The following is a 23,288-nucleotide window of genomic DNA, read 5'->3' on the forward strand; positions in this document are numbered from 1 at the left end:
GTGCGATGGGAAGGCGATCTTGCGCACCCCCTCACCCGCACGCATAATGCCACGCCCATCCTGCCAGCGGCCCGGAATCAAGCCGCAGGCGCCGGGCCATCGCCTGCCCGCCCCACGGGGAGGCGATTTATCAAGGCAGGGATTAAGTTTGATAAGTCACGCCAAGGCTGCACCATAAAGTGGGACGAATAACCCTAGTTAATCGCCACCCCACGGGCAGGCGCTGCCCCTCTGCATCCTATCGCCACCCGTCACGCCAAAGGCGTGCCATCATTCACGGCGCACCTTCGGTGCGACGGGCAGGCGGGCCCTCACCCCGCCCCCCGCGCAGTCGAAAACACCACCGCCTGCGCCGCGGCCTCCTCCACTGCCGCCTCAACCACCTCGGCCTCCGCGGTCAAATCCTCCTCCGCCAAATACCGCTCCTCATCCAGCGAATACAGCCGCCCGTCATCGCGCCGCACGATGCCCTTCAGGTTCATCGCCACATCCCCCGCCCGTGGCCGCGCATATTGCTGCACCAGCGCCACCGTCAGATCCTCTGCCTCCGGCCCATCAATCACCCCGGCCACGCGTCCATGCATCCAGGCCCGAAGCACATCGTTCATCCGCTCCTGATAGCCCTTTCCCATGGCGCGGAAAAACTTCACCACATCCTCCTCCACCCGCAAGGTTACGCGCACCTTCTCCCGCGCCCCGCGCCGCCGTGCGATCCGGTGCCACTGCCGCGGCACCTCGCCATTGTCCAACACCGTCTGATGCACGTCCCAAGTCACCTGTTGCATGACATCGGTAAAATAATTCATATGCGCGCGCTGCACATGTCCACGTGGCGCCATGATCGTCTCCTTGTGTCAAACCCGTGGCAACTGTGCAAAAGTTTCGTTAAAAACTTCTAAGACCACCGTATGCACGCGCTGTGTACGTCCGGTGTACGCCGTGTGACATTTAACGCCTGCTTAACCTCCTGCGTTTTCCACACAAAGAAACCAAGGCAAGCCGCTGATAAGAAAGAGAGAACGCAGATGTACACACCCGCCATCACAGGAACGGGCGTTTTCACCCCTGAACAGACCATCAGCAACGCCGAACTGGTGCAGGCTTTCAACGCCTATGCCGACCTATATAACGCCGACCACGCCGCCGACATCGCCGCCGGAACGATCGAGGCAAAGCCCCATTCCTCCGAGGAATTCATCCTCAAGGCGAGCGGCATCGAACAGCGCTATGTCGTTGATAAAAAAGGTATACTTGATCCGCGCGTCATGCACCCCCTGCTGCGCCAGCGCGACGATGACGAACCATCTCTGATGGCTGAAATGGCCCTGGATGCCGCGCAAAAGGCGCTCGCCCAGGCAGGCAAAACCGCCGCCGATGTCGACGCCGTGATCTGCGCCGCCTCAAATCTCGAACGCGCCTACCCCGCCGTCGCCATCGAAATCCAGGACTTATTACAAATCAACGGCTTCGCCTTCGACATGAATGTCGCCTGCTCCTCCGCCACCTTCGGGATTCAGGCCGCCGCCGACATGATCCGCTCCGGCTCCATCCGCTCCGCCCTCGTCGTCAACCCCGAGATCTGCTCCGCCCACCTGGAATGGCGCGACCGCGACTGCCATTTCATCTTTGGTGACGTGGCCACGGCGACGCTGATCGAACGGGCCGAAGCCGCAACCGGGCCGTATTTCGAAATAAAATCAACCCGTTGCGCCACCGAATTTTCCAACAACATCCGCAACAACAACGGTTTTCTACGCCGATCCCGCCCCGACGGTGTGGCCGATCGGCGCGACATGCAATTCATGCAAAACGGGCGCAAAGTGTTCAAGGAAGTGCTGCCCATGGTTGCCGATCACATTGCCGGACACATGCAAAGCGACGGCATCGAAGCCGCTGATTTGAAACGTCTTTGGCTACATCAGGCCAACAAATCCATGAACGACTTTATTGGCCGCAAGGTGCTGGGCCGGGTGCCCGAACCGGGTGAACAGCCCAACATCCTGCAAGACTACGCCAACACCTCCTCCGCCGGGTCGATCATTGCCTTTTCCAAACATTCCAGCGACTTGGCCGATGGCGATACCGGGCTGATCTGCTCTTTCGGGGCCGGATATTCGGTGGGATCTGTCATCGTTCAGAAACACGGTTAGCGGATCAAAGGCAGGTGAAACGCGGCGTTAACTACTTTTTCATCCGTCGGCGCTATGGTCATCGCAGTTTGGTAACGAGTGCCGTGTTTCAATCCAGATCGGCGCACATCTGACGCAGCGCATCAAATCACCGGGCGACCGCCGCGCGATATACGTTCTTGATCCAGTCTGTTCTGCCGCGTAACACGTCCGGCATGGCAAAACTGTACTTTCATTATTCCACCATGAACGCGGGCAAGTCGACGGTGCTGTTGCAGGCGGCGCATAACTATGTCGAACGTGGCATGGCCCCCTATTTGTTGACCGCCCAGTTCGACAACCGCGCCGGTGATGGCCGCATAGCGTCACGCATCGGCATCGGGCAGGACGCCGACACTTTTTCGCCGGGTGAAGACATCCTCGCCAAAATCAAAGTTCGTATAGAATCAGGTCCTTGCGCTTGCATTTTCATCGACGAGGCGCAATTTCTCGACAAGGATCAGGTCTGGCAACTGGCCCGCGCGGTGGACGATCTGGGCGTGCCCATCATGTGCTACGGTCTGCGCGTCGACTTCCGGGGGGAGCTTTTTCCCGGCTCTGCCGCCCTGCTGGCCCTGGCCGACGAAATGCGCGAAGTGCGCACCATTTGCCACTGCGGCAAGAAGGCCACGATGGTGGTGCGCCGCGACGCCGCAGGCAACACCACCCGCGACGGCGCACAGGTTCAGATCGGTGGCAACGAAACCTATGTCTCTCTGTGTCGCCGCCACTGGCGTGCTGCGATGGGCGACGGTTAAACGACGTTCGGCGGGGTCTGGCCGGCAAAGAACGCTTGTAGATTTGCGACCGCCATCCGGCCCATATCCACACGCACCTCAAGGGCTGACGTGCCCAAATGCGGCAATAGAACCACGTTATCCAGTTCCCGTAATGCCTGCGGCACCTTGGGTTCAAATTCGTAGACATCCAGCCCCGCACCACCGATCTCGCCCGCTTGGAGGGATGCGATCAGCGCCGCCTCTTCCACCACATCGCCGCGCGAAATGTTGATCAGCCGCGCATGGGGCTGCATGGCGCGCAGCACGGAGGCGTCGATCAGATGTCGCGTCTGTGCACTGCCGGGCACTGCGGCCACCAATACGTCCACCTGACCGGCAAGATCGTGCAGGTCTTCCACGCGCTCGGCAGAGTACGACAGCACCTTGGCGCTGCGGCTGAAGTATTTGATCTTCATGTCAAAACCAAAGTGACATCGCCTAGCGATGGCTTGACCGATGCGGCCCATTCCGACAATTCCAACTGTCTTGCCGCTCAGGTGCAAGCCCAGCATCTGCGTCGGGTGCCAGCCTTCCCATGCCCCAGACCGCACCAGCCGCTCGCCCTCGCCAGCGCGTCGGGCGGACATCAGCATCAGTGTCATCGCAATATCTGCGGTGGCATCCGTAACGGCTCCCGGCGTATTGGTCACCACCAACCCGGCTGCCTGTGCGGCAGCGGCGTCGATGTGGTTATAGCCCACCCCGAAATTGGCCAGAATCTTGCACCGAGGGCGTGGGACATCCGAAAAGACCTGTGCCGAAAACGCGTCCCCCAAGGTGGGCAGAACACCATCGAAATCCCGCAGGGCAGCGCGCAATTCGTCCGCGGTCAGCGGGGCAGTGTTGCGGCGCACCGTGACGTCAAACCCAGTCAGCGTTTCGGTCACTTCGTCCGGCAAGGGTCTGGCAATCAATATCTTTTTCAATGCATCCGCCCCCCGCTTGGCACCACCTGATCGGGACCGAGCAATACAATTTCACCCGCCGCATCCGGCAGGCCAAGCACCAGAACCTCTGACATGAATTTGCCTATTTGACGCGGGGGAAAGTTGACAACCGCGACCACCTGCCGCCCCACCAGCGTGTCGGGTTGATAATGTGCGGTGATCTGCGCCGAGGTCTTCCGCTCGCCAATGTCGCCGCCAAAGTCGATCCAGAGTTTGATCGCCGGTTTGCGGGCCTCTGGAAAGGTTTCGGCGCGCAGTACGGTGCCTACTCGAATGTCGACTTTCGTAAAATCGTCAAAGGAAATCTCAGCCATTGGCCAGTTCCCGCGATCGATCCGCCGCCGCCGCAACGGCGCGTTTCAGCAGGGCAGGAAAGCCGTTTTGGGCATCCATCAAAACCTCAAGTGCAGCCTGGGTCGTGCCGTTGGGGCTGGTCACATTGACCCGTAGCTGTGCGGGAGTTTCGTCAGCCTGCATTGCCAGCGCGCCAGCTCCGGCCACCGTTGCCTTGGCCAGTTGCATGGCCAGATCTTCGGGCAGCCCCTGCGCCACGCCCGCCGCTGCCATCGTTTCAATCATGTGGAAAACATATGCTGGGCCAGAACCGCTGACGCCCGTCACCGCGTCGATCTGCGCCTCGTTCTGCAAGCGCACCACATCGCCGACCGCGCGCAGCAATGTCTCGGCTTCGTCCAAATTTTGCGGGCCGGTATGATCGTTGCCGGTGATCGCCGTTATCCCCTGGGAAATCGCCGCTGGTGTGTTGGGCATGGCGCGTACGATTGGGGTCTGGCCGCCCAGTACCTGTTCAAAATAGGCGATTGTGGTACCGGCCGCGACACTGACAAACAGTGTCTGGCCATTCCCCATCTTCTGCAACGTCGGCAGCGCCTCGGCCATCATTTGCGGTTTGACCGCAACAATGACCACAGCAGGCTGCGCGGGCAGCTCGGCGTTCAAATTTACGCCCTGCGCCTGCAACCAGTCAGATGGGTGCGGATCGGTCACCCAGACCGATGTCGCAGGCAGACCCTTGGCCAACCATCCGGCCAGCATCGCCGAGCCCATCTTGCCACAGCCCAGCAATACCAGACCGTCCCGTGCCACGCGGCTGTCTTTCATGATCTTTCCCCCGAAATGTTATTCCGGGGACGTTGTTACGCCCGCCCGTAGGCCTCTGCAATGGCGACTTCGAGCGCATCTTTTGGGGTACGGTCGCCCCAGACCAGCAATTGGATCGCGGGATAATAGCGTTCTGCGCTCATTACTGCGGCCCCGATCATCGTGTCGATCTGTTCAGGGCTGGCCACTTGCCCACCGCTGAGCACTAGCCCGTAGCGGTAGACCATCAGTTCCTGATCCGCCCAAAAGCTGAAAGCACCAGCCCAGCACTGATCGTTGACTAAGTTCAGAAGCTCGTAAAGTTTGGGCAGTTTCTCGGCCGGGGGCTCCATCTCGAAGGTACAGATCAGGCGCAGTGTTTCGTCGTAGGCGGACCACGCAAGGGTGATCGAGTAGGTGCGCCACTGGCCTTCGACAGCCATCGCGATCTGATCATCCGCGATGCGGTCAAAGTCCCATTCATGATGGGCCGCCAGATTTTCAACGATATCAATGGGGTGAATGTCTTCTTCAAGGTAATGCTCGGACAGGGCCATTTCGCCACCTCTTTATATACTCCAGTCAGGGGCAGCTACGCGCCACCAGACATGGATGCCTGCACTAATAGACGTGGCTATAACCACCGCCTATACAAGATATGGTGCGGGCATGAGGGCGATCTGGCAACCCTTTTCTTGGGGATAACTACAATTCGTAGGGGATAACCACAATAAGTTGTGGGTAACTTTGCCAGACACACAGAATTTAGGCGCAGGCAGGCCAATTCTGATCAACACCGGGGGAACGCGCGCCGCGCAGCGGGACACTGCGGCACGCAGAAGGTGGGCGGGTGAATGAAATGGCGCGGCAGCGCCACCATGGTTTCAGCCCTTGGCGTCCATCGCATCCAGACGCGCTTTGAGCGCCTCATTTTCTTCGCGGGCCTTTTGGGCCATGGCGCGCACCGCATCAAATTCCTCGCGGGTGACAAAGTCGCGATCGGCCAGCCAGCGATCCAACATGCCTTTGAACGCGGTTTCGGCCTCGTCCTTGGCGCCCTGCGCGACGCCCATCGCATTTGTCATCATTTGTGAGATGTCGTCGAAAAACTTGTTACGGGTCTGCATGTCTGGCCTCCGATGTCCTGTTGAACTCTATATGGGGTGTCTGACCTGCGCCCGCAAGGTTGACTTCCCCGCGCGGCCTTGCTCAATCAGCATCATGATAGCCATGCTCCCCTTCCCCGATATCGCGCCCGAGATTTTCTCGGTTGATTTGTTTGGCACCACCTTTGCCCTGCGCTGGTACGCGCTGGCCTATATCGTGGGCATTCTGTTGGGCTGGCAGTTGGTCGTCCGAATGGTACGCCGACCAAAGTTGTGGAAAAATGACACACCGCCGATGCAGCCCGGCCAGATCGAGGATCTGCTATTCTGGGTCATTCTGGGTGTAATCCTGGGCGGTCGGCTGGGGTATGTGCTGTTTTATCAGGCGGGCTATTACCTCGAAAACCCTGCGCGCATCCTGCAACTGTGGGAAGGCGGCATGTCGTTCCATGGTGGCGCGCTGGGGGTCATTCTGGCCGGGCTGTTCTATACATGGCGGCACAAGCTGCCGGTAATCTCGACCGGTGACATGGTCTGCCTCGGCCTCGCGCCAGGGCTGTTTCTGGGGCGTCTGGCCAATTTCATCAACGCCGAACTCTGGGGCAGACCCACAGATTTGCCTTGGGGTGTCGCCTTTCCGACGGAGGCTGCACAGTACTGCCCGGATGTGGCGGGTCTGTGCGCACGGCATCCATCGCAACTATATGAAGCGCTGCTAGAAGGCTTGGTTCTGGGCGCGCTGTTGATCTGGATGGCATGGCGGCGCGGCGCACTGAAGCGGCCCGGCCTGATCGCGGGCACGTTTCTGGCAGGCTACGGGCTGGCTCGCTTCGTGGTCGAGTTTGTGCGCCAGCCGGATGCGCAGTTTGTGACTGATGGCAATCCGCTGGGGCTGGCATGGCACCTGGGCGGATATGGGCTGACCATGGGGCAGGTCCTGAGCCTGCCAATGATGATGGTCGGTGCATTCCTGATGATGCGGGCGATGCGGCGCGCATGACGCTGAAGGATCATCTGCTAGGGCGGATTGCCCATGACGGGCCGCTGCGGCTGGATGCGTATATGCAGGCCTGCCTGCTGCATCCCGACTGGGGTTATTACACTACCCAACACCCGTTCGGGCAGGCCGGCGATTTTGTCACCGCACCCGAGATCAGTCAGATGTTTGGCGAATTGATGGGTCTGGCGCTGGCGCAGTCCTGGCTGGATCACGGAGCGCCCGCGCCCTTTACCCTAGCGGAATTGGGACCGGGGCGGGGTACGTTGATGGCCGATATGTTGCGCGCCTGCGTCAAGGTCCCGGGGTTCATCGACGCGGCGCGGATCACGTTGGTCGAGGCGTCACCGGTATTGGAGGCCCAACAACGCGAGGCACTGGCCGGATATGCGGTGCGTTGGATACCCGATGCCAGCGCCCTGCCCGACCAACCGCTGTTCGTGGTCGCAAATGAGTTCTTTGACGCGCTGCCGATTCGCCAGTTCGTGCGCGCCGGCGCTGCATGGCGCGAGCGGCAGGTGGGGATGGCTGACGGGAATTTGTCGTTTGGGCTGGGTCCGGTGTTGCCACAACCCGTGCTGAACGACCGCTTGGTGGATACCGAAGACGGCGCGCTGGTGGAGCTGTGCAGTGCCGCAGCCCCGATCATCGACGCCATCGCTCGTCGGATCGGCAGTCATGGAGGCGTGGCGCTGATCATTGATTATGGCGATTGGCAGTCACTGGGAGATACCTTGCAGGCGGTGCAAAACCATAGCCCAGTTGATGTGCTGGCCACCCCCGGACAGTCCGATCTGACCGCGCATGTGGATTTTGCGGCGCTGGCCGGGGCCGCCACAGCCTGCGCGCATAGTCGCGTCACGCCGCAAGGCCTGTTTCTGGAACGCCTTGGCATCAGCGGCAGGGCTGCGCGACTGGCCCAAAGCCTGACCGGCCCCGCGCTCGAAAGTCATATCGCCGCACATCGACGGTTGACGCACCCCGAAGAAATGGGAAACTTGTTCAAGGTGATGGGGCTATATCAAACGGGACAGACCCCGCCACCGGGACTGGAGCCATGACGCTTGAAATTCTGACATCAGACAGCCTTGCACCTCTGCGCCACGGGTTCTTTACCCGGCGGGGCGGTGCGTCATCTGGCGTATTTGCAGGGCTGAACTGCGGCACTGGCAGCTCTGATCAGACCGAGATTGTGGCGATCAACCGTGCCCGTGCAGCCGAGGCAATGGGGGTCGCACCTGAAAACCTGCTTGGTGTGCATCAGGTCCATTCTGCGACGGCATTGCATGTGACCGGACCGATGCCGCAAAAGCCGCGTGCCGATGCGATGGTGACAAGCACCCCCGGTATTGCGCTGTCTGTCCTAACCGCGGATTGTCAGCCGGTGCTGTTTGCCGATGTGGATGCGGGCGTGATCGGGGCGGCCCATGCGGGCTGGCGCGGTGCGCTGGACGGCGTGCTGGAGGCCACCGTTGATGCGATGATCGAGTTGGGTGCTGTGCGCGAAAACATCACCGCCGTGATCGGGCCGTCGATTTCGCAGCGCGCCTATGAGGTGGGCCCCGAGTTTCTCGATAACTTTCTGGCGGCCGATCCCAGCTTCTCGCGGTATTTCATCCAAGGCGACGGTGATCGAATGCTGTTTGACCTGCCCGGCTTTGGCCTTAACCGGTTGCGTGCCGCCGGAATAGGCCATGCAGAGTGGACGCGCCACTGCACCTATCATGATGCCGAGCGATTCTATTCCTACCGCCGCACGACCCACGCCAAAGAAGCGGACTATGGCCGCCTGATCGCCGCGATCACGCTCTGATCTGGGCAGGATTGGGGCAGATTTGGCCGTGCTTGCGCCGCAAAGCGAGGTGCGAAATCGGAAACAATCCGTCAAATTTCAAAGAACTGGCCACACCAGCGCGCCTATTTTCGTTGAAAACAAAGAGTTTTTCAAATTTGGGCAAGAGCACCACAAATGACCCAAAAGAACGCCGAATTTATGTCGAGTTTTTTCCAAACTGCCAAAAACCAGCCCGATTGCTCCGTCATATTAATCTCAAGCAAGGGCAGACGCCCAGCAGACATACTGAGAGGACTGAGCCATGAAAACCAACAAGCGCTTCATCAAGTCGGTTGTAGAAACAGCAGCCAAGAACGACACCGTCATGCCTTGGGCCCGCGGGACACGCCGCGCCGCGTTTATCGCCAAGCGCAATGCGACCCCCGTCGAACGCAAGACGGCTTGATCCTCTAGACCACTCCTCCCCTGGCACCGCCCAAACCACGGCGCGGTGCCCCTTTTCCCCCTGTCGCGTTGATTCGCTTCAGGGGGTTTTCTTTTGCCCGAATGTGGCAGCCAACCCCTGAAATGCGGAAACAGAAAGGCCGATTTCCCTCAAATTGGCCCGAAACAAGGCGTTAATGTTGTTCATACTTTGACAATCCGGGCCAGACGTGGCGATTTAATCGGCATAGACCAGAAATGACACCAACACGTTATTTCCGTGCCGTCGGTGGGGGCCGACGCGGATGTGACAGACCGATAAAGGTTTTCGCATGACACCAATTGCTGCTCCGGCTCAGCGCCTTCAAAGTACGTCCAAGACCTCAGGCGGGTTTGACCTGTCCGGTTCAGGGTCTTCCACCGGTGGGATACGCCCGGCGGCAACGATCCCGACGCGCAGCTACGAAGTCGCTGCATTGCGCGCCGATGGATCGCTTTACATCGGTCAGGACAATGCCCCTGCCCTGCCGCTGTTCGAATCCGCATTTTCGGCCTTTGCGCGCGGCACGTTGATCAACACCGTACAGGGCGATATCGCTGTCGAGGATTTGCAACCCGGTGTCATGGTCAATACGTCATCTGGCGAACCGGCCCAGCTGATCTGGGTCGGGTCGAGCAATTTTATTCCTGCGGATGCCGGGCGGCGCACGCCGCTGATCCGGATCATGACGGACAGTTTTGGCCAGGGCCGCCCCAGTTCGTTTTTGACCGTCGGCCCCGCCGCGCGCGTGCTGCACACGCCGCACCATCTGCGCGGCGAAGCAGGCGGCACACAGATGTTGACCCCGGTGCGCGAATTCATCGACGGGGTGAACGTGATCGAAGTGGTGCCGCCAACGCCAGTGCGCCTGTTTCACATCTGCCTGTCGCGCCATGCCGCGATCAAGGCGGGCGGGATCGAAATGGAAACATTCCATCCCGGCGCAAATGCAACGCGGTCCGTGTCACATTCGCTGCGCGATCGGTTCTTGTCGATGTTTCCGCAGATCAGCCACGCGACCGATTTTGGCCCGCTGGCCCACCCCCGCGCGCCCGAAGCGGACGCCGAGGCCGTGCCGAACTGAAGGCAATCAGGGCGCTGTTGCCAACCGCGCCTCAAGCACGTCGAAGGGCACGCCCGGTTCGTCTTTCGCGCCGCGAATGACGAGGCTGGTCTTGACGCTGGCTACATTCGGGGTTGTCAGCAACTGCCCTGTCAGAAAACTTTGAAAGCTCGACAGGTCCGGGGCGACGCATTTGAGGACGAAGTCCACCTCGCCGTTCAGCATGTGACATTCACGTACAAGCGGCCAGTCGCGGCATTTCTGTTCAAAGGCGCTCAGATCGACCTCGGCTTGACTGGCAAGCCCAACCATGGCGAACACCTGCACCTCGAATCCCAACGCGCGCGCGGCGACGTCGGCGTGGTAGCCCCTGATATACCCCTGCTCTTCGAGGGTGCGGACCCGGCGCAGGCAAGGTGGCGCTGAAATACCGACGCGTTTTGCCAATTCGACATTGGTCATCCGACCGTCAGCCTGAAGTTCAGCCAAGATCATCCGATCTATCGGATCAAGCCGTGTACCTGCCATACTATCCTCATTGAATTTTCGATTCTTATAGCAGCATCGCCATTACGCGCAATAATGTTTCACCCAAGCGCAAGATTCTTTCTGCTTGATTGATCCGGTGGGGGCCTGCCCCTGGCGCCGCAGGCTGCGTTCCCTCGTCGAGTTTTATTTTGCAAGGTGCAAGCGGGGGGTACGTCTGCGTGACTCAGAAGGGCCACCCTGCACAGGAGGGGTTTAATGGCCGCGCGCGCGCCGCTATATGAGGCGGGCATTATCAAAGAAAAACCGGGGGCGCCAGATGGCCGAGACACGTAAAACGAAAGTTCTGATCATCGGCTCCGGCCCTGCGGGCTATACCGCCGGGGTCTATGCCAGCCGGGCGATGCTGAACCCCATTCTGGTGCAGGGCATCGAACCAGGCGGGCAGTTGACCACCACGACCGAGGTTGAAAACTGGCCCGGTGACAGCGAAGTGCAAGGCCCCGACCTGATGATCCGGATGCAGGATCACGCCAAAGCCATGGGAACAGAGATCATCGGTGACATCATCACTGATCTGGATCTGTCCAGCCGCCCCTTTCATGCCAAAGGTGACAGCGGCACCACATATGTGGCAGATGCCGTGATCCTTGCCACGGGGGCGCGCGCGAAATGGCTGGGCCTGGAAAGCGAAGAGAAGTTCAAAGGCTTTGGCGTGTCGGCCTGTGCCACCTGTGACGGATTTTTCTACCGGGGCAAAGAAATCGTGGTGATCGGCGGCGGCAATACCGCTGTAGAAGAAGCGCTGTTTCTGACCAATTTTGCGTCTAAAGTGACGCTGATCCACCGGCGCGACGAATTGCGGGCAGAAAAAATATTGATCGACCGCTTGATGAAGAACCCCAAGATCGAGACGCTGTGGTTTCACCAACTTGAGGAGGTCTATGGCACCGATAGCCCCCTGGGCGTCGAAGGTGTGAAGGTTAAGCACACCAAGACCGGTGAGATCACCGATATCCCCGCCAAGGGCGTCTTTGTTGCCATCGGCCATGCACCGGCAAATGAACTGGTGAAGGATGTGCTGGAAACTCACATGGGCGGCTATGTTGTGACCAAGCCCGACAGTACAGAAACCTCGATCCCGGGCGTGTTTGCTGCGGGTGATCTGACCGACCACAAATACCGCCAGGCGGTAACAAGTGCGGGCATGGGCTGCATGGCGGCGCTTGAGGCCGAGCGTTTTCTGGCCGAAGTTGGCGATGACGCAGGCAAGGACACATCATTGCCGCTGGGATATGGCGCTGAAATCACCGAAGAAGTGTGATACGTAGCTTCCATAGCAACTGTGTTCTGAATTTTCGTCTGCGGCAAAACACTTGTCGCAGACGTCTTTAATTCTGCAACATTTCATTCCTTTGGGGTCAGAAAACGCCCCAATCACTAGACTTTAACCCTGATCAGGCGGTATTGCGCCCTCAATTACGACCAACCGCGCCAGTCATTCAACACGAGTATAGTATGTCAATGCCAAGCAACCTTTCCCCGATCCCCGAACTTTACGTTTCCTACGAGTTTGCGCAAAAGCTCAAGTCTGAGGCCGGGGATCTGGTCAGCCACGATCTCACGCCGCGCCAGATCTGCGATCTGGAATTGCTGATGAACGGTGGTTTCAACCCACTGAAAGGTTTTCTGAGTGAGGAAGACTATAACGGTGTTGTGGACAACCTGCGTCTTGCAGATGGCACGCTGTGGCCGATGCCGATCAATCTGGATGTGTCAGAGGAATTCGCGGCCAAGCTCGAAGTGGGACAGGACATTGCCCTGCGCGATCAGGAAGGTGTGATCCTTGCCACCATGACCGTGACCGACCGTTGGGAGCCGAACAAAGCACACGAGGCCGAGAAAGTCTTTGGCGCGGATGACGATGCACACCCGGCAGTGAATTACCTGCACAACCAGGCTGGCAAGATCTATTTGGGCGGCCCGATCACCGGTATTCAGCAGCCAGTTCACTATGATTTCCGCGCACGTCGCGACACACCCAACGAATTGCGGGCCTATTTCCGCAAACTAGGCTGGCGCCGCATCGTCGCGTTTCAGACCCGCAACCCGTTGCACCGCGCACATCAGGAACTGACGTTCCGTGCCGCGCGCGAGGCGCAGGCCAACCTGCTCATCCACCCCGTTGTCGGCATGACAAAACCCGGCGATGTCGATCACTTTACCCGCGTGCGCTGCTATGAGGCGGTGTTGGATAAATATGCCGCTGCCACGACCACGATGAGCCTGCTGAACCTTGCCATGCGTATGGCAGGCCCGCGCGAGGCCGTCTGGCACGGCCTGATCCGCAAAAACCACGGCTGCACGCATTTCATCGTCGGCCGCGACCACGCAGGCCCCGGCAAGAATTCGGCCGGCGATGATTTCTATGGCCCCTACGATGCACAGGATTTGTTCCGCGAGCATCAAGAGGAAATGGGCATCGAGATGGTCGATTTCAAACACATGGTTTATGTGCAGGAACGCGCCCAGTACGAACCCAATGACGAGATTGCCGACAAGGACAACGTTACGATCCTAAACATCTCGGGGACGGAATTGCGCCGACGTCTGCAAGAGGGGCTGGAGATTCCTGAATGGTTCTCGTTCCCCGAAGTGGTCAAAGAGCTGCGCCGCACCCGCCCACCGCGGAGCCAGCAGGGTTTCACCGTGTTCTTCACCGGTTTTTCCGGGTCGGGTAAATCCACCATTGCCAACGCGTTGATGGTTAAACTGATGGAAATGGGCGGCCGTCCTGTGACGCTGCTAGACGGTGACATTGTACGCAAAAATCTGTCGTCCGAACTGGGTTTTTCCAAAGAGCATCGCGATTTGAACATCCGGCGCATTGGCTATGTCGCGTCTGAGATCACCAAGAACGGCGGCATCGCAATTTGTGCGCCGATCGCCCCCTATGCCACCACGCGCCGTGCTGTGCGCGAAGACGTCGAAAGCTTTGGTGCCTTCGTCGAGATCCATGTGGCGACCAGCATCGAGGAATGCGAACGCCGCGACCGCAAGGGGCTGTACAAGCTGGCACGAGAAGGCAAGATCAAGGAATTCACTGGGATTTCTGACCCCTATGATGTGCCCAAGAATGCTGAGCTGGTTCTGGATACTGAGAATATCGATGTCGACAACTGCGCACATCAGGTATTGCTGAAGCTTGAAAATATGGGGCTGATCAAAGGGTAATCCGCCCTTCGGCACGCCACGGTGAAACGCAGCCCCAGGGCTGCGTTTTGCGTTCTAAAGGCTGTCCAGCACCGACTGAGCCGCGCGCCCTTCGAGGTCGCCCCAATGGGCAGCCCGCGATTTATCCGCGCGCAACGCCGGGATCAGCCGGTCGAACTGGTTTTGACTGGCCGCCGAAATAGCAGCTTTCAACTCCTCTGCACTATTGCAGATCACCATACCCTCAGTGTCGAAAAAATCGCCAATATTGGGGCAGCCCCAGTAGATCGGAACCGCCTCGCAGAGCACGGCGTCGACAATCTTTTCGGTAAAATAGTTCGGCTCTTGGATGTTTTCGATCACGACCGAAAACCTATACGGGGCCAGGCCATCCGCCTTGTCCTCAAAGGGGGCAAAGCCGCGCCCAAGCACGTCAACATCCAGATCCCGGGACTGAACAAAGGACACCATATCGTGGCGCAAAAGATGCCCCTCAAGATCGCGTTTGGTTGAGGCGATCAGCGACATGTGTCTGCTTTTGGTTACGTCCAGTTCGGTATGGTCTGGTATCCAGGTGGTGCCGAATGGATGTTTAATCCCATTGGGGATAGCGCTGAGCAGGTTATCGTTATGGGTCAGCACCCTGAAAAAGCGGCGATAGGTCCAGCGCAGCAATTTCAAGTGACGCGCGTGGATCATTGCGGGCTCGACAACCATGACGGATACCTTGGCCTTCACCCCCCAGTCGGGCTGAAAATGCAGGCCCGTTTTCGGATAGACAATCAGATGATCATCAGGCGACAGATCGGCCAGCGTCCCGTTTCGCAACCGCGCAGGACGCCCCAAGGGCCAGTGCAGATCATCCAGCGGACGCCCTGCATGGTGGCGGCCCAGCTTTTGTCCGTAGGGCAGAATGGCGATGGCGGGTGTCGGCATGGGGCGTTCCTGTTTGATTGGCCTGTCCTAGCTGACGTTTTCGGGTAGGAAAACCTTTCCTGACATCACGATGGTCCCCTGCCCGGCCACCTGCACCCCAGTTATGGCATCGCGTGGCCCTAGCACGGTGACCTGCGCCTGTCCGGGGCGCCCCATGCCGTGGCCCTGTTCCGCAACAAAATCAGGGGTATCGATTAACCCCTGTGCCCAAAGATAGGCCGCCATCGCACCGGTGGCCGAACCGGTGAACGGGTCTTCGGCGGGGCTGGGTGGCGCGATCAGCAGGCGTGAATATGTATCGCCCGCCGGTGTCGCCCCTTCGAGGCACACCCAGAACGGTTCCATCATATCAACCCCATCTTGTCCGAGGGCCACCGAATAGCGTGCCAGCGCATCGACATCCAGACGCAACTTCTCAAGCGTCTGTCGGTCGCGAACGAGGGTGATGCAAAACGGCAATCCGGTCGAGACGATCTGTGGCTGCCCAATGATATCGTCGCCCAACAGCCCGCCCACGGCCGCGACCAGTGAAGGGTCGACCAGCGGGCCAAATTTCGGCGCGACCTGTGTCATCGTTATCAGCGCGCCGTCGACGTTGACCGCGACGATACCGGCCCCAGTTTCTAACGTGAGCGTGCCCTCGCCGATGATACCGCGATGGCGCAGGGCCGCAACGGTGGCAATGGTCGGATGGCCGGCAAAAGGAATTTCGCGACTGGCGAGGTAGTATTTCACGCGGAAGTCCGCGACATCGGACGGACCGGTAAAGGTACATTCTACGAGTGACGTTTCGCGCACGTAGGCCATGCAGATTTCATCGCTTAACCCGGCACCGCCGTGCACCACGGCACATCCGTTGCCGCCAAACGCGTGGTCGGTAAAGGCATCAACCCAGTCAAAATCATATTCCATCGCACACCCATCACGTAAGAAAGGCCGCAGAACATGCTGCGGCCTTGGTTCATCTTACACGGTACCGTGCCTGTGCGTGGCGTCAATGCACCAAGACAGGTGCGTAGTCATGTTCACGTGCGAGGGCAAAAGCCAGTTTGCGGTCGCCTACGAGCGCCAATTGCTGACCCTGTGCATCATGAACGGCGTAAAGCAATTCAAGCCCTTCGGCCTGATCGCGCACTTCGCGGGGCAGGTCCGTCACGGCGATGGTTTTGACATAAACCGTGCGGTCGCCGGAATGGGTAATCTCTTCGTGCATGATGTTAACCCTTCTTTATCTTGATGGTCTGCACCACCGTTTCAGGTTTGGCGCGGGTCAGGTCCACGTGCAGCAGACCATTTTCCATCACCGCGTCGCCCACATCGACCCCATCGGCCAAAACGAAAGACCGCTGGAACTGCCGTGCAGCGATGCCATGGTGCAAAAACACCCTGTCCTCGCCAGCGTCGGTCTGTCGGCCCCGGATGACCAGCTGTCTATCCTCAACGGTTATCGAAAGATCCTGTTCCGAAAAACCTGCCACCGCCAAGGTGATGCGGTAGCTGAAATCAGATGTTTGTTCGATATTGAACGGCGGATAACCTTCGTTACCGGCTTTGGCGCTGCGTTCCAGCACCCTTTCCAATTGCTCAAACCCCAGCATGTGAGGATAAGAGGCAAGCGTCAGTTTCGTCATGCGACACGTCCTTATCAGGTCAAGCGACAGTCATATCAGGCCCCGCAACCGGCAACCTGATGGGATAAATATGGGGGTGCTTGTGCATCTGTGCAAGGGCTATGCCAAACGGTCACAAAAGCTTATATTCTCAGAACCAGTGCTAACGGAATCACCTGACCCATGAACGCCCCCACCGATCTGTCGATGAAGAATGACGATGTGTTGCGCGTCGAGCTTGAGGTGTTTCGCCGTGAACACCGCGATCTCGACGATGCCATTCATGCACTTGTCGAAAAAGGCACCGGGGACCAACTGACCTTGCAACGCCTGAAAAAGCGCAAACTGCGCCTCAAGGATCTCATCGCACAGATCGACGATCGCCTGACCCCCGACATTATAGCCTGATTGCCCGACTTTCGCGCATTGCCACCTCGTGTTGCATGGGTATAGTGCGCGCTCTGATCCATGACCAAAAGGCCACAGCGCTATGACCACGCCCCCGGTTGGCATCATCATGGGGTCCCAGTCCGACTGGGCCACCATGCGCGAGGCAGCAACGCTGCTCGACGAGTTGAACATTGCCTATGAGACCCGCATCGTGTCGGCGCATCGCACGCCGGACAGGTTGTGGGATTATGGCAAGACCGCCGTCGACCGCGGCCTGCAAGTGATCATCGCCGGTGCGGGTGGGGCGGCGCATCTACCGGGCATGATGGCATCAAAGACCCGCGTGCCGGTGATCGGTGTCCCGGTGCAGACCAAGGCGCTGTCGGGTGTGGATTCGCTTTATTCCATTCTGCAGATGCCGCGCGGATTTCCAGTGGCGACCATGGCCATCGGTGCGGCCGGCGCGGCCAATGCGGCACTGATGGCTGCCGGTATTCTTGCCTTGCAGGACAAAGGCATCGCACAACGGCTGGACGATTGGCGCAGCGCGCTGAGTGCGTCTATCCCAGAGGTGCCTGATGACAGTTGAACCGTTAAAGACCGGGGCCACGATCGGCATTCTGGGCGGCGGCCAACTGGGCCGTATGCTGTCGGTCGCCGCCGCGCGGTTGGGTTTTCGCACCCATATTTTTGAACCGGGCGCAGACGCCTCTGCCGGGGATGTGGCACATGCCGTCACAACAGCGCCTTATGATGATCACGCCGCACTAACGGCCTTTGCCCACGCCTGCGACGTCGTCACGTTTGAATTTGAAAACATCCCGACCGACGCGCTGGACATGGTCGAAGCCATCACGCCGATCCGCCCTGGTCGAGAGGCGTTGCGCATTTCGCAGGACCGCCTGACGGAGAAGAACTTTCTGCGTGATCTGGGACTGAACGTCGCGCCCTTTGCCGATATTCCTGATGCCGCCGCACTTGATGCCGCGCTAAAGACAATCGGCGCGCCCGCGATTCTCAAAACCCGCAGGTTCGGCTATGACGGCAAGGGGCAATCCCGCCTGCGCGATACCGATGACGCCGCACGCGCCATCGCGGATATGAACGGTGCGCCAGCGCTTCTCGAAGGGTTTGTCAATTTCAGCATCGAGGTATCGGTGATTGCCGCGCGCAGTGCGACCGGCGAAGTGGCCTGTTTCGACCCCGGCGAAAACGTGCACCGCGACGGGATTTTGCACAGTACCACGGTTCCCGCCCAACTGAACCATGGGCAGCGCACGGATGCGATCCTGCTGGCCGGGCGCATTCTGAATGCGCTGGACTATGTTGGCGTGATGGGCGTCGAATTTTTCGTGACGCCGCAGGGATTGGTCGTCAACGAGATCGCACCACGGGTGCATAATTCCGGGCATTGGACGCAGAACGGCTGCACCGTGGATCAATTCGAGCAGCACATCCGCGCTGTCGCAGGATGGCCATTGGGCGACGGGCAGCGTTATGCGGATGTCGTGATGGAAAACCTGATCGGCGACGATATGGACCGGGTGCCAGAACTGGCGCGCGCGCGCGACACCGCGCTGCATCTTTATGGCAAGTTGGACGTTAAACCGGGCCGCAAGATGGGCCACGTCAATCGGATCACCCGCGCCTAAAGATATCAGCGCGCAGCAAAGCGGTCAGCGATGGCGCCGTTCATATAGCTGACGCGCCCCTGCACAAGTGTCGCGGCCACGCGGCGCGTTTTGGCATCAAGCACCACCAGATCAGCCCGCAGACCGGGGCGCAGCGCGCCACGGTCTTTCAGCCCAAGTACCGCCGCAGGGCCGGATGACACCAGTGACCATGCGTCGTTAAGGCTTGCCACGCCGCTATCGGCCAACATCAGCGCCGCGCGGCGGGGTGAGGGATAGTGATAATCCGACGCCAGCGCATGACACATGCCCATGCCGATCAGGTCCAGCGCCGACAAGTTACCGTTGTGCGACCCGCCCCGCACCACGTTGGGCGCACCCATCACCACCGCATCGCCCGCGACAAACGCCGCCTCTGCCGCCGCGTGGGTTTCCGGAAATTCCGCCAATGTCACACCGCGCGCGCGCCATGCCGCGCGGGTTTCGGGGGTTTGGTCGTCATGACTGCCCATCAACACGCCGTCCTGCGCGAGAATTGTGCAAAGCTGGTCGAGGGCTGCGGGCACCGCGTCGCGCCCGCTGTGTAGGTCCTGCATCTGCGCCAGATGGCTTTCGGGGCTGCGCCCAGCCTTGAGCGCTTGGCCCACCAGACGTTTAGGGGTCTTGCCCGCCGCCAACCGGTCATGCGGCAAATGATCATTAAAGACGACGTAGGTCACGCCCCACTCCGCCAGACGGGCAGGCAAACTGGCATGCAGGTCAAGCAGATGGGTCTCAAACCGCAACTGCGCCCGCAGGTCGGTGACCACTTCGGGCGCGGTGGCGCGGATGGCCTTGAATACCTGGTCGGCAAATTCCAGCCCCCGCAGTCCGCCTTCCCAACTCACAAACTGCGCGAGCACCGCAGTGGTGATGCCATTTGCGGCCAGTTCTGCCTCGGCGGCGATCAAACCTTCTGACATTTGCTTCATTGCGCCGCGACGCGGGGCCAGATGGCGCTCAAAACCATCCCCGTGCAGATCGACAATCCCCGGAAGGATAAGAAACCCTGTTAAATCAACGGCATGCCCAACTGGCCTATCAACAATCTGTCCCTCGGCGATCGACAGGGTCACACGCTGTAGCCCGTCGTCGAGAAGAACCTGCGCGCCGGTCAGATCAAGGTTTGGCATCTTCAGGCTCCAATCCCGGCAGACATCTGCCCTCGGAACACCCAATCGAATCGAGCACGCCATCAAACCATGTCATCGACCGGTCAAACTTCCCCCGGTTCAAAAAGGCCATCGTTTCGGCAATGACGCGCGGATTGTTCATCATAAATGTGTGGCTGACCGGCAATACGATATGGTCGCGCATCCCGGCCACGCGGGTTGATGTGACCGATACTTTACCATCATCCGCGCCGGGCAGAAGCGTCGAAAAATAGGGGTTCAACGATTGTGTTCCTGCGATCACGCCCAGTTCGAACGACACAGGCGGCAGGCCGCGTGGAACCGACCCCTCTCCCGTGCCCATCTGCGCCCCGGCCGGGCCGTTCATCCAATCAAAGGCGGCGATATCGCCCAGTTCGTCGACCACTTCACTTCCCTGATTTGGCGGGCCAAGCATGACAACGCGCCCGATCTGGTCATCGCCGTTTTCAAGCACCCAACGCCGCACCAAAATGCCGCCCATTGAATGTGTTACGAAATCGACCTTTTGTGTCCCGCATTCGGCCACAGCGGCGGGCAAGGTCTGCTTGACCAAAGCCTCCACCGGCGCTTCGGTTGACGGGTAGCCGGGGCGCACCACGCGGTAACCTTCTGCGGCCAGCGCGGTTTCCATCAAGGCAAATGACGCCTCACTGCGGGCCAGGCCGTGCAACAAGACAACGCAGCGCGTCTGCGCCTCGGCCAGGAGCGCCGATGGCAGCGCAAGCGAGAATAGCGCAAGGAGCAGGGTGTAGGAACGGTTGGACATCCCTTGCAGATAGACCGAATGCACGTGTTGTGAAATGGTATTGCGTGGTGACTTTACGAAACTTTCGGCCCGTGGCGCCTTGCTCGCACTGCGTGCAGGGGGTCAGCGCTGGTCTACGGGAACTGACCGCGCGCTGAGGGCCCAAGCGATGCCACCGAGCACCAGCATCGTTGCAATCAACAAGGTCGTGGTCACAGCTTCGCCCAGCACGATCACCCCGCCGATCATCGCGATGACCGGTACACTCAACTGAATAACGGCCGCGGCGGATGCGTCGAGCTGGCGCAGAACCTTATACCAAAGCGCATAGCCAAGCCCGGACGTCAGCCCGCCACACAGCATACCCAGCGCAACGCCCGTCCAACTGAGCACCAGACCGGTTCCTGCCAAGAGGATCAGCATCAGCGGCAAGCAAAGCAGGAAATTTGCGGCAGTCGCTGCCAGAGGATCTGCGGCGCGACGACCGACGATCGTATAAGCAGCCCAGCCGATCCCGGCAAAGATCATCAGGACCGTCCCCGACAGGCTGCTTGCCCCACCCGCACCGGGCCAAAGCGCAAGTAGCAGTCCCAGAAATGCAACGCCCGCTCCGGCCAGTTGCCGCCGCGCAGGCGCATGTCCGGTAAGCGCGCTGTGTGCGAACATCGTAATCTGGACGACCCCAAATAGGATCAGAGCGCCTAATCCGGTGTCCAGTGTCAGATATGCCAAAGTAAACCCGATCATATAAACAGCGAGACTGAGGGCGCCCGGAATACGATTGCGCCGAAGCAGTGGCAGGCCCCCGCCCCTTGCGTTGATCAACATGCCCAGTACCAATGCGCCCGAGGCCACCCGCACCAGCGCAAAGCCTGAAGGGTCGATATGTCCGGCTTCGATCGCCAAGCGGGTCAACACGGAGTTGGCGGCAAAGGCGATCATTGTCGCGGCTGTCAGTAAGGCGAGTTGCATGACATGGGCTTATCGTCAGAAAGCCGTCACGCCAAGTGGAATACTGCACGGCAAACTCAGGCACGCCGGGCGGAGAAGATAAATTCGTCGGGTGCCGCTAACCCCGCCACCATTTCATCAATCTGTTGTGAAACAACGTCGATTGCGCGCAGCCTTTGTGAAGAGAGAGTGTTTGCAAGCACAGCTCGTAGCATCTCTGACAGGTGTTCCTGCACCCCAGCATCGCTGAAGGCAGCAACGACACCTTGGCGGATGGTCTCGCGCTGATCGACGAGCTGGTGCTGCAATTGCCGTTCCTGATGCGCCCGCTGCAGGGCATTTCGCATGGCACGGCTGAGTGCTTCGGGGCTTATCGCCGCCTTGTCGAGAAAATCATGGAAACCACTTTGCATTGCCTGCACGGCGGTGTCGACACTGCCATTTCCGGTCATCATGATTTTGGCCACATCATGATTTCGCTCCGCTCGGCTGATCGTATCAAGCGCCATCAAGCCATCGCCACGCGGCAGGCGGTAGTCGATCATGATCAGGTCATATTGCACGCGCTCTACCGCAGTTTCGAATTCTTCCAGATTTCCCGCTTCATCAAACTGGATAGCAATATCGCCTTTACCACCCAGCCGTTGGATACGCCTGCGGTCAAAGCTACTGTCATCCAGCAAAAGCGCACGGACCAGCTTTGGCGTGGTGAAGTGTTGCTGCGCGTGCATGTCGGCGGCGCGTGCTGTGTCCCGCATACTGCTATCCCATCTAGTCCTGTGGAAGCCATGATTTCAAAAAAGAATGACCAATTGGTGCACCTTTCTGACAAGAGACCGCCCCGAGCGAAAAAGTGAAGTAGAGCCGCGATACATTCAGGTTTCGATGCCAGTGGGTGTCGGCGGCATCCTCACTTCGATGCAACTGCCACGGCCATACGGGGATGCGACCAACCTCGCGCGCCCGCCGTACTGCGCGGCGATCTTGCGCACATTGGCAAGGCCCAGGCCGCTGCCTTCAACTTCGTCGCGCGAGCGCAGCGTTGTCATCGCGCCAAAAACCTTTTCGTGGAATTCCTCTGGAATGCCCGGCCCATCGTCAGACACGGCCAAAACGGTAGCGCCGCCATCGCGGACGCTGGTAATCACGATACGGCCTGACGGTTTGTCGTGGTGTTTGATCGCGTTGCTGATCAAAGCAGACAATAAAGTCATTATGTCCCGATCCCCGACCGTAACGATCGGGCAATCGAATGCGCGGATTATGGTGAATGATTTAGGCGGATTTAGTTCCTCCAACACCTCATCCAGTGCTGTGTCGAGGTTGATTTCCCGCGTGGTTTGCATGCGGCCGATACGCGAAAATGTCAGCAAATCTATCAACATCTTGTCAAGCCGAGCGGTATGCCTGTTCATCAGTTGGATCGACGTTTCTACCTGCCCGCCCATCTCGAACCCGGCAGCTTCCAGATCCTCTGCTATCCATTGTGGCAATTCCAGCAAGGCCCTTACCGAACTGCGCACGTCATGGCTGATCAGATAGATGAATTCATCTATGTCCTGCGGTATCCGCTCGTCTTGAACGGCGCTACGCGACACCGGAACGGCAGGGCGGTTGGGCAGGGGATGTGTCATGATACCTCGTACTTGTCGTTCGCTATCCAGATAACGTCACGACGTTGAAGAACACTTAACATCAGCGATGTTGCCCCTGC

General features: G+C 59.3%; 28 protein-coding genes. 12 read left to right on the forward strand and 16 right to left on the reverse strand.

What is annotated here, in order from left to right:
• Window positions 1-311: 311 nt before the first annotated feature.
• Window positions 312-839: a BrnA antitoxin family protein gene (locus AC1965_RS14500; RefSeq protein WP_483884554.1), complete on the reverse strand. Its 528-nt coding sequence runs from the start codon at window positions 837-839 to the stop codon at window positions 312-314.
• A 186-nt stretch (window positions 840-1,025) separates the two neighbouring features.
• Here AC1965_RS14500 and AC1965_RS14505 point away from each other — a divergent pair, with 186 nt between their 5' ends.
• Both AC1965_RS14505 and AC1965_RS14510 read left to right on the forward strand, forming a co-directional pair.
• Window positions 1,026-2,150: a beta-ketoacyl-ACP synthase III gene (locus AC1965_RS14505; protein WP_483884555.1), complete on the forward strand. Its 1,125-nt coding sequence runs from the start codon at window positions 1,026-1,028 to the stop codon at window positions 2,148-2,150.
• Between the two features lie 194 nt (window positions 2,151-2,344).
• Window positions 2,345-2,926 (forward strand): thymidine kinase, encoded by a 582-nt coding sequence (locus AC1965_RS14510; RefSeq protein WP_483884556.1) that lies wholly within the window; start codon window positions 2,345-2,347, stop codon window positions 2,924-2,926.
• On the opposite strand, the gene AC1965_RS14515 is transcribed toward AC1965_RS14510, so the two are convergent.
• The 5 genes from AC1965_RS14515 to AC1965_RS14535 all read right to left on the reverse strand — a co-directional run bounded on the left by AC1965_RS14515 (window position 2,923) and on the right by AC1965_RS14535 (window position 6,122).
• Window positions 2,923-3,873: a 2-hydroxyacid dehydrogenase gene (locus tag AC1965_RS14515; protein ID WP_483884557.1), complete on the reverse strand. Its 951-nt coding sequence runs from the start codon at window positions 3,871-3,873 to the stop codon at window positions 2,923-2,925. The two genes, AC1965_RS14510 and AC1965_RS14515, sit on opposite strands and share 4 nt — an antisense overlap.
• Entirely contained in the window at window positions 3,870-4,208 is a 339-nt protein-coding gene (locus tag AC1965_RS14520; protein ID WP_483884558.1) for a tRNA-binding protein, read from the reverse strand. The genes AC1965_RS14515 and AC1965_RS14520 overlap by 4 nt, the downstream gene beginning before the upstream one ends.
• On the reverse strand, window positions 4,201-5,016 hold the full coding sequence (gene proC, locus AC1965_RS14525) for a pyrroline-5-carboxylate reductase (RefSeq protein WP_483884559.1): 816 nt from the start codon (window positions 5,014-5,016) through the stop codon (window positions 4,201-4,203). Before proC ends, AC1965_RS14520 begins: the two co-directional genes overlap by 8 nt.
• A gap of 35 nt (window positions 5,017-5,051) precedes the next feature.
• Entirely contained in the window at window positions 5,052-5,552 is a 501-nt protein-coding gene (locus AC1965_RS14530) for a type III secretion system chaperone family protein (protein ID WP_483884560.1), read from the reverse strand.
• A gap of 327 nt (window positions 5,553-5,879) precedes the next feature.
• Window positions 5,880-6,122 carry an accessory factor UbiK family protein gene (locus AC1965_RS14535; protein ID WP_483884561.1) on the reverse strand — a complete coding sequence of 81 codons (243 nt, stop codon included), beginning with the start codon at window positions 6,120-6,122 and terminating at the stop codon, window positions 5,880-5,882.
• 94 nt (window positions 6,123-6,216) lie between these two features.
• Between AC1965_RS14535 and lgt the strand changes: the two genes are divergently transcribed.
• The 5 genes from lgt (at window position 6,217) to AC1965_RS14560 (ending at window position 10,440) form a co-directional block, all read left to right on the forward strand.
• Window positions 6,217-7,101 (forward strand): prolipoprotein diacylglyceryl transferase, encoded by an 885-nt coding sequence (lgt, locus tag AC1965_RS14540; protein WP_483884562.1) that lies wholly within the window; start codon window positions 6,217-6,219, stop codon window positions 7,099-7,101.
• Entirely contained in the window at window positions 7,098-8,159 is a 1,062-nt protein-coding gene (locus AC1965_RS14545) for a class I SAM-dependent methyltransferase (RefSeq protein WP_483884563.1), read from the forward strand. The genes lgt and AC1965_RS14545 overlap by 4 nt, the downstream gene beginning before the upstream one ends.
• Window positions 8,156-8,911, forward strand: a complete 756-nt coding sequence (gene pgeF / locus AC1965_RS14550; RefSeq protein WP_483884564.1) for a peptidoglycan editing factor PgeF — start codon at window positions 8,156-8,158, stop codon at window positions 8,909-8,911. The genes AC1965_RS14545 and pgeF overlap by 4 nt, the downstream gene beginning before the upstream one ends.
• A gap of 283 nt (window positions 8,912-9,194) precedes the next feature.
• Window positions 9,195-9,338: a hypothetical protein gene (locus tag AC1965_RS14555; RefSeq protein ID WP_483884565.1), complete on the forward strand. Its 144-nt coding sequence runs from the start codon at window positions 9,195-9,197 to the stop codon at window positions 9,336-9,338.
• A 310-nt stretch (window positions 9,339-9,648) separates the two neighbouring features.
• A complete protein-coding gene (locus AC1965_RS14560) occupies window positions 9,649-10,440 on the forward strand; it encodes a Hint domain-containing protein (RefSeq protein WP_483884566.1) in 792 nt (263 codons plus the stop codon).
• A 6-nt stretch (window positions 10,441-10,446) separates the two neighbouring features.
• On the opposite strand, the gene AC1965_RS14565 is transcribed toward AC1965_RS14560, so the two are convergent.
• Window positions 10,447-10,947, reverse strand: a complete 501-nt coding sequence (locus AC1965_RS14565) for an Lrp/AsnC family transcriptional regulator (protein ID WP_483884567.1) — start codon at window positions 10,945-10,947, stop codon at window positions 10,447-10,449.
• A 277-nt stretch (window positions 10,948-11,224) separates the two neighbouring features.
• On the opposite strand from AC1965_RS14565, the gene trxB reads away from it, so the two are divergent.
• Together trxB and AC1965_RS14575 are read left to right on the forward strand one after the other, a co-directional pair.
• Complete coding sequence (trxB, locus tag AC1965_RS14570; RefSeq protein WP_483884568.1) at window positions 11,225-12,229, forward strand: thioredoxin-disulfide reductase; 1,005 nt, start codon at window positions 11,225-11,227, stop codon at window positions 12,227-12,229.
• Between the two features lie 194 nt (window positions 12,230-12,423).
• Window positions 12,424-14,139 (forward strand): bifunctional sulfate adenylyltransferase/adenylylsulfate kinase, encoded by a 1,716-nt coding sequence (locus AC1965_RS14575; protein WP_483884569.1) that lies wholly within the window; start codon window positions 12,424-12,426, stop codon window positions 14,137-14,139.
• Between the two features lie 54 nt (window positions 14,140-14,193).
• Here the strand turns inward: AC1965_RS14575 and AC1965_RS14580 are convergent, their stop codons facing one another.
• The 4 genes from AC1965_RS14580 to AC1965_RS14595 form a co-directional block, all read right to left on the reverse strand.
• Window positions 14,194-15,054, reverse strand: coding sequence for a glycosyltransferase family 10 domain-containing protein (locus AC1965_RS14580; RefSeq protein ID WP_483884570.1), 861 nt, complete (start codon window positions 15,052-15,054; stop codon window positions 14,194-14,196).
• 27 nt (window positions 15,055-15,081) lie between these two features.
• Window positions 15,082-15,966, reverse strand: coding sequence for a PhzF family phenazine biosynthesis protein (locus AC1965_RS14585; RefSeq protein WP_483884571.1), 885 nt, complete (start codon window positions 15,964-15,966; stop codon window positions 15,082-15,084).
• An 82-nt stretch (window positions 15,967-16,048) separates the two neighbouring features.
• Window positions 16,049-16,267 carry a DUF1150 family protein gene (locus AC1965_RS14590; RefSeq protein ID WP_483884572.1) on the reverse strand — a complete coding sequence of 73 codons (219 nt, stop codon included), beginning with the start codon at window positions 16,265-16,267 and terminating at the stop codon, window positions 16,049-16,051.
• Window positions 16,268-16,271: 4 nt separating this feature from the next.
• Window positions 16,272-16,685: an Hsp20 family protein gene (locus AC1965_RS14595; RefSeq protein WP_483884573.1), complete on the reverse strand. Its 414-nt coding sequence runs from the start codon at window positions 16,683-16,685 to the stop codon at window positions 16,272-16,274.
• A 162-nt stretch (window positions 16,686-16,847) separates the two neighbouring features.
• Here AC1965_RS14595 and AC1965_RS14600 point away from each other — a divergent pair, with 162 nt between their 5' ends.
• From AC1965_RS14600 to AC1965_RS14610, 3 genes are all read left to right on the forward strand, one after another.
• On the forward strand, window positions 16,848-17,072 hold the full coding sequence (locus tag AC1965_RS14600; protein WP_483884574.1) for a YdcH family protein: 225 nt from the start codon (window positions 16,848-16,850) through the stop codon (window positions 17,070-17,072).
• 82 nt (window positions 17,073-17,154) lie between these two features.
• Window positions 17,155-17,643 carry a 5-(carboxyamino)imidazole ribonucleotide mutase gene (purE, locus tag AC1965_RS14605; RefSeq protein ID WP_483884575.1) on the forward strand — a complete coding sequence of 163 codons (489 nt, stop codon included), beginning with the start codon at window positions 17,155-17,157 and terminating at the stop codon, window positions 17,641-17,643.
• A complete protein-coding gene (locus AC1965_RS14610) occupies window positions 17,633-18,706 on the forward strand; it encodes a 5-(carboxyamino)imidazole ribonucleotide synthase (RefSeq protein ID WP_483884576.1) in 1,074 nt (357 codons plus the stop codon). The genes purE and AC1965_RS14610 overlap by 11 nt, the downstream gene beginning before the upstream one ends.
• A gap of 5 nt (window positions 18,707-18,711) precedes the next feature.
• Here AC1965_RS14610 and AC1965_RS14615 read toward each other — a convergent pair whose 3' ends face one another.
• The 5 genes from AC1965_RS14615 to AC1965_RS14635 form a co-directional block, all read right to left on the reverse strand.
• Complete coding sequence (locus AC1965_RS14615; RefSeq protein WP_483884577.1) at window positions 18,712-19,857, reverse strand: alpha-D-ribose 1-methylphosphonate 5-triphosphate diphosphatase; 1,146 nt, start codon at window positions 19,855-19,857, stop codon at window positions 18,712-18,714.
• Window positions 19,844-20,644 carry an alpha/beta fold hydrolase gene (locus AC1965_RS14620; RefSeq protein WP_483884578.1) on the reverse strand — a complete coding sequence of 267 codons (801 nt, stop codon included), beginning with the start codon at window positions 20,642-20,644 and terminating at the stop codon, window positions 19,844-19,846. Before AC1965_RS14620 ends, AC1965_RS14615 begins: the two co-directional genes overlap by 14 nt.
• A 102-nt stretch (window positions 20,645-20,746) precedes the next feature.
• Complete coding sequence (locus AC1965_RS14625; RefSeq protein WP_483884579.1) at window positions 20,747-21,595, reverse strand: DMT family transporter; 849 nt, start codon at window positions 21,593-21,595, stop codon at window positions 20,747-20,749.
• Between the two features lie 56 nt (window positions 21,596-21,651).
• A complete protein-coding gene (locus AC1965_RS14630) occupies window positions 21,652-22,332 on the reverse strand; it encodes a response regulator (RefSeq protein ID WP_483884580.1) in 681 nt (226 codons plus the stop codon).
• Between the two features lie 117 nt (window positions 22,333-22,449).
• On the reverse strand, window positions 22,450-23,208 hold the full coding sequence (locus tag AC1965_RS14635; protein WP_483884581.1) for a sensor histidine kinase: 759 nt from the start codon (window positions 23,206-23,208) through the stop codon (window positions 22,450-22,452).
• Window positions 23,209-23,288: the final 80 nt, after the last annotated feature.

Source organism: Sulfitobacter sp. KMM 9851, assembly GCF_057178245.1.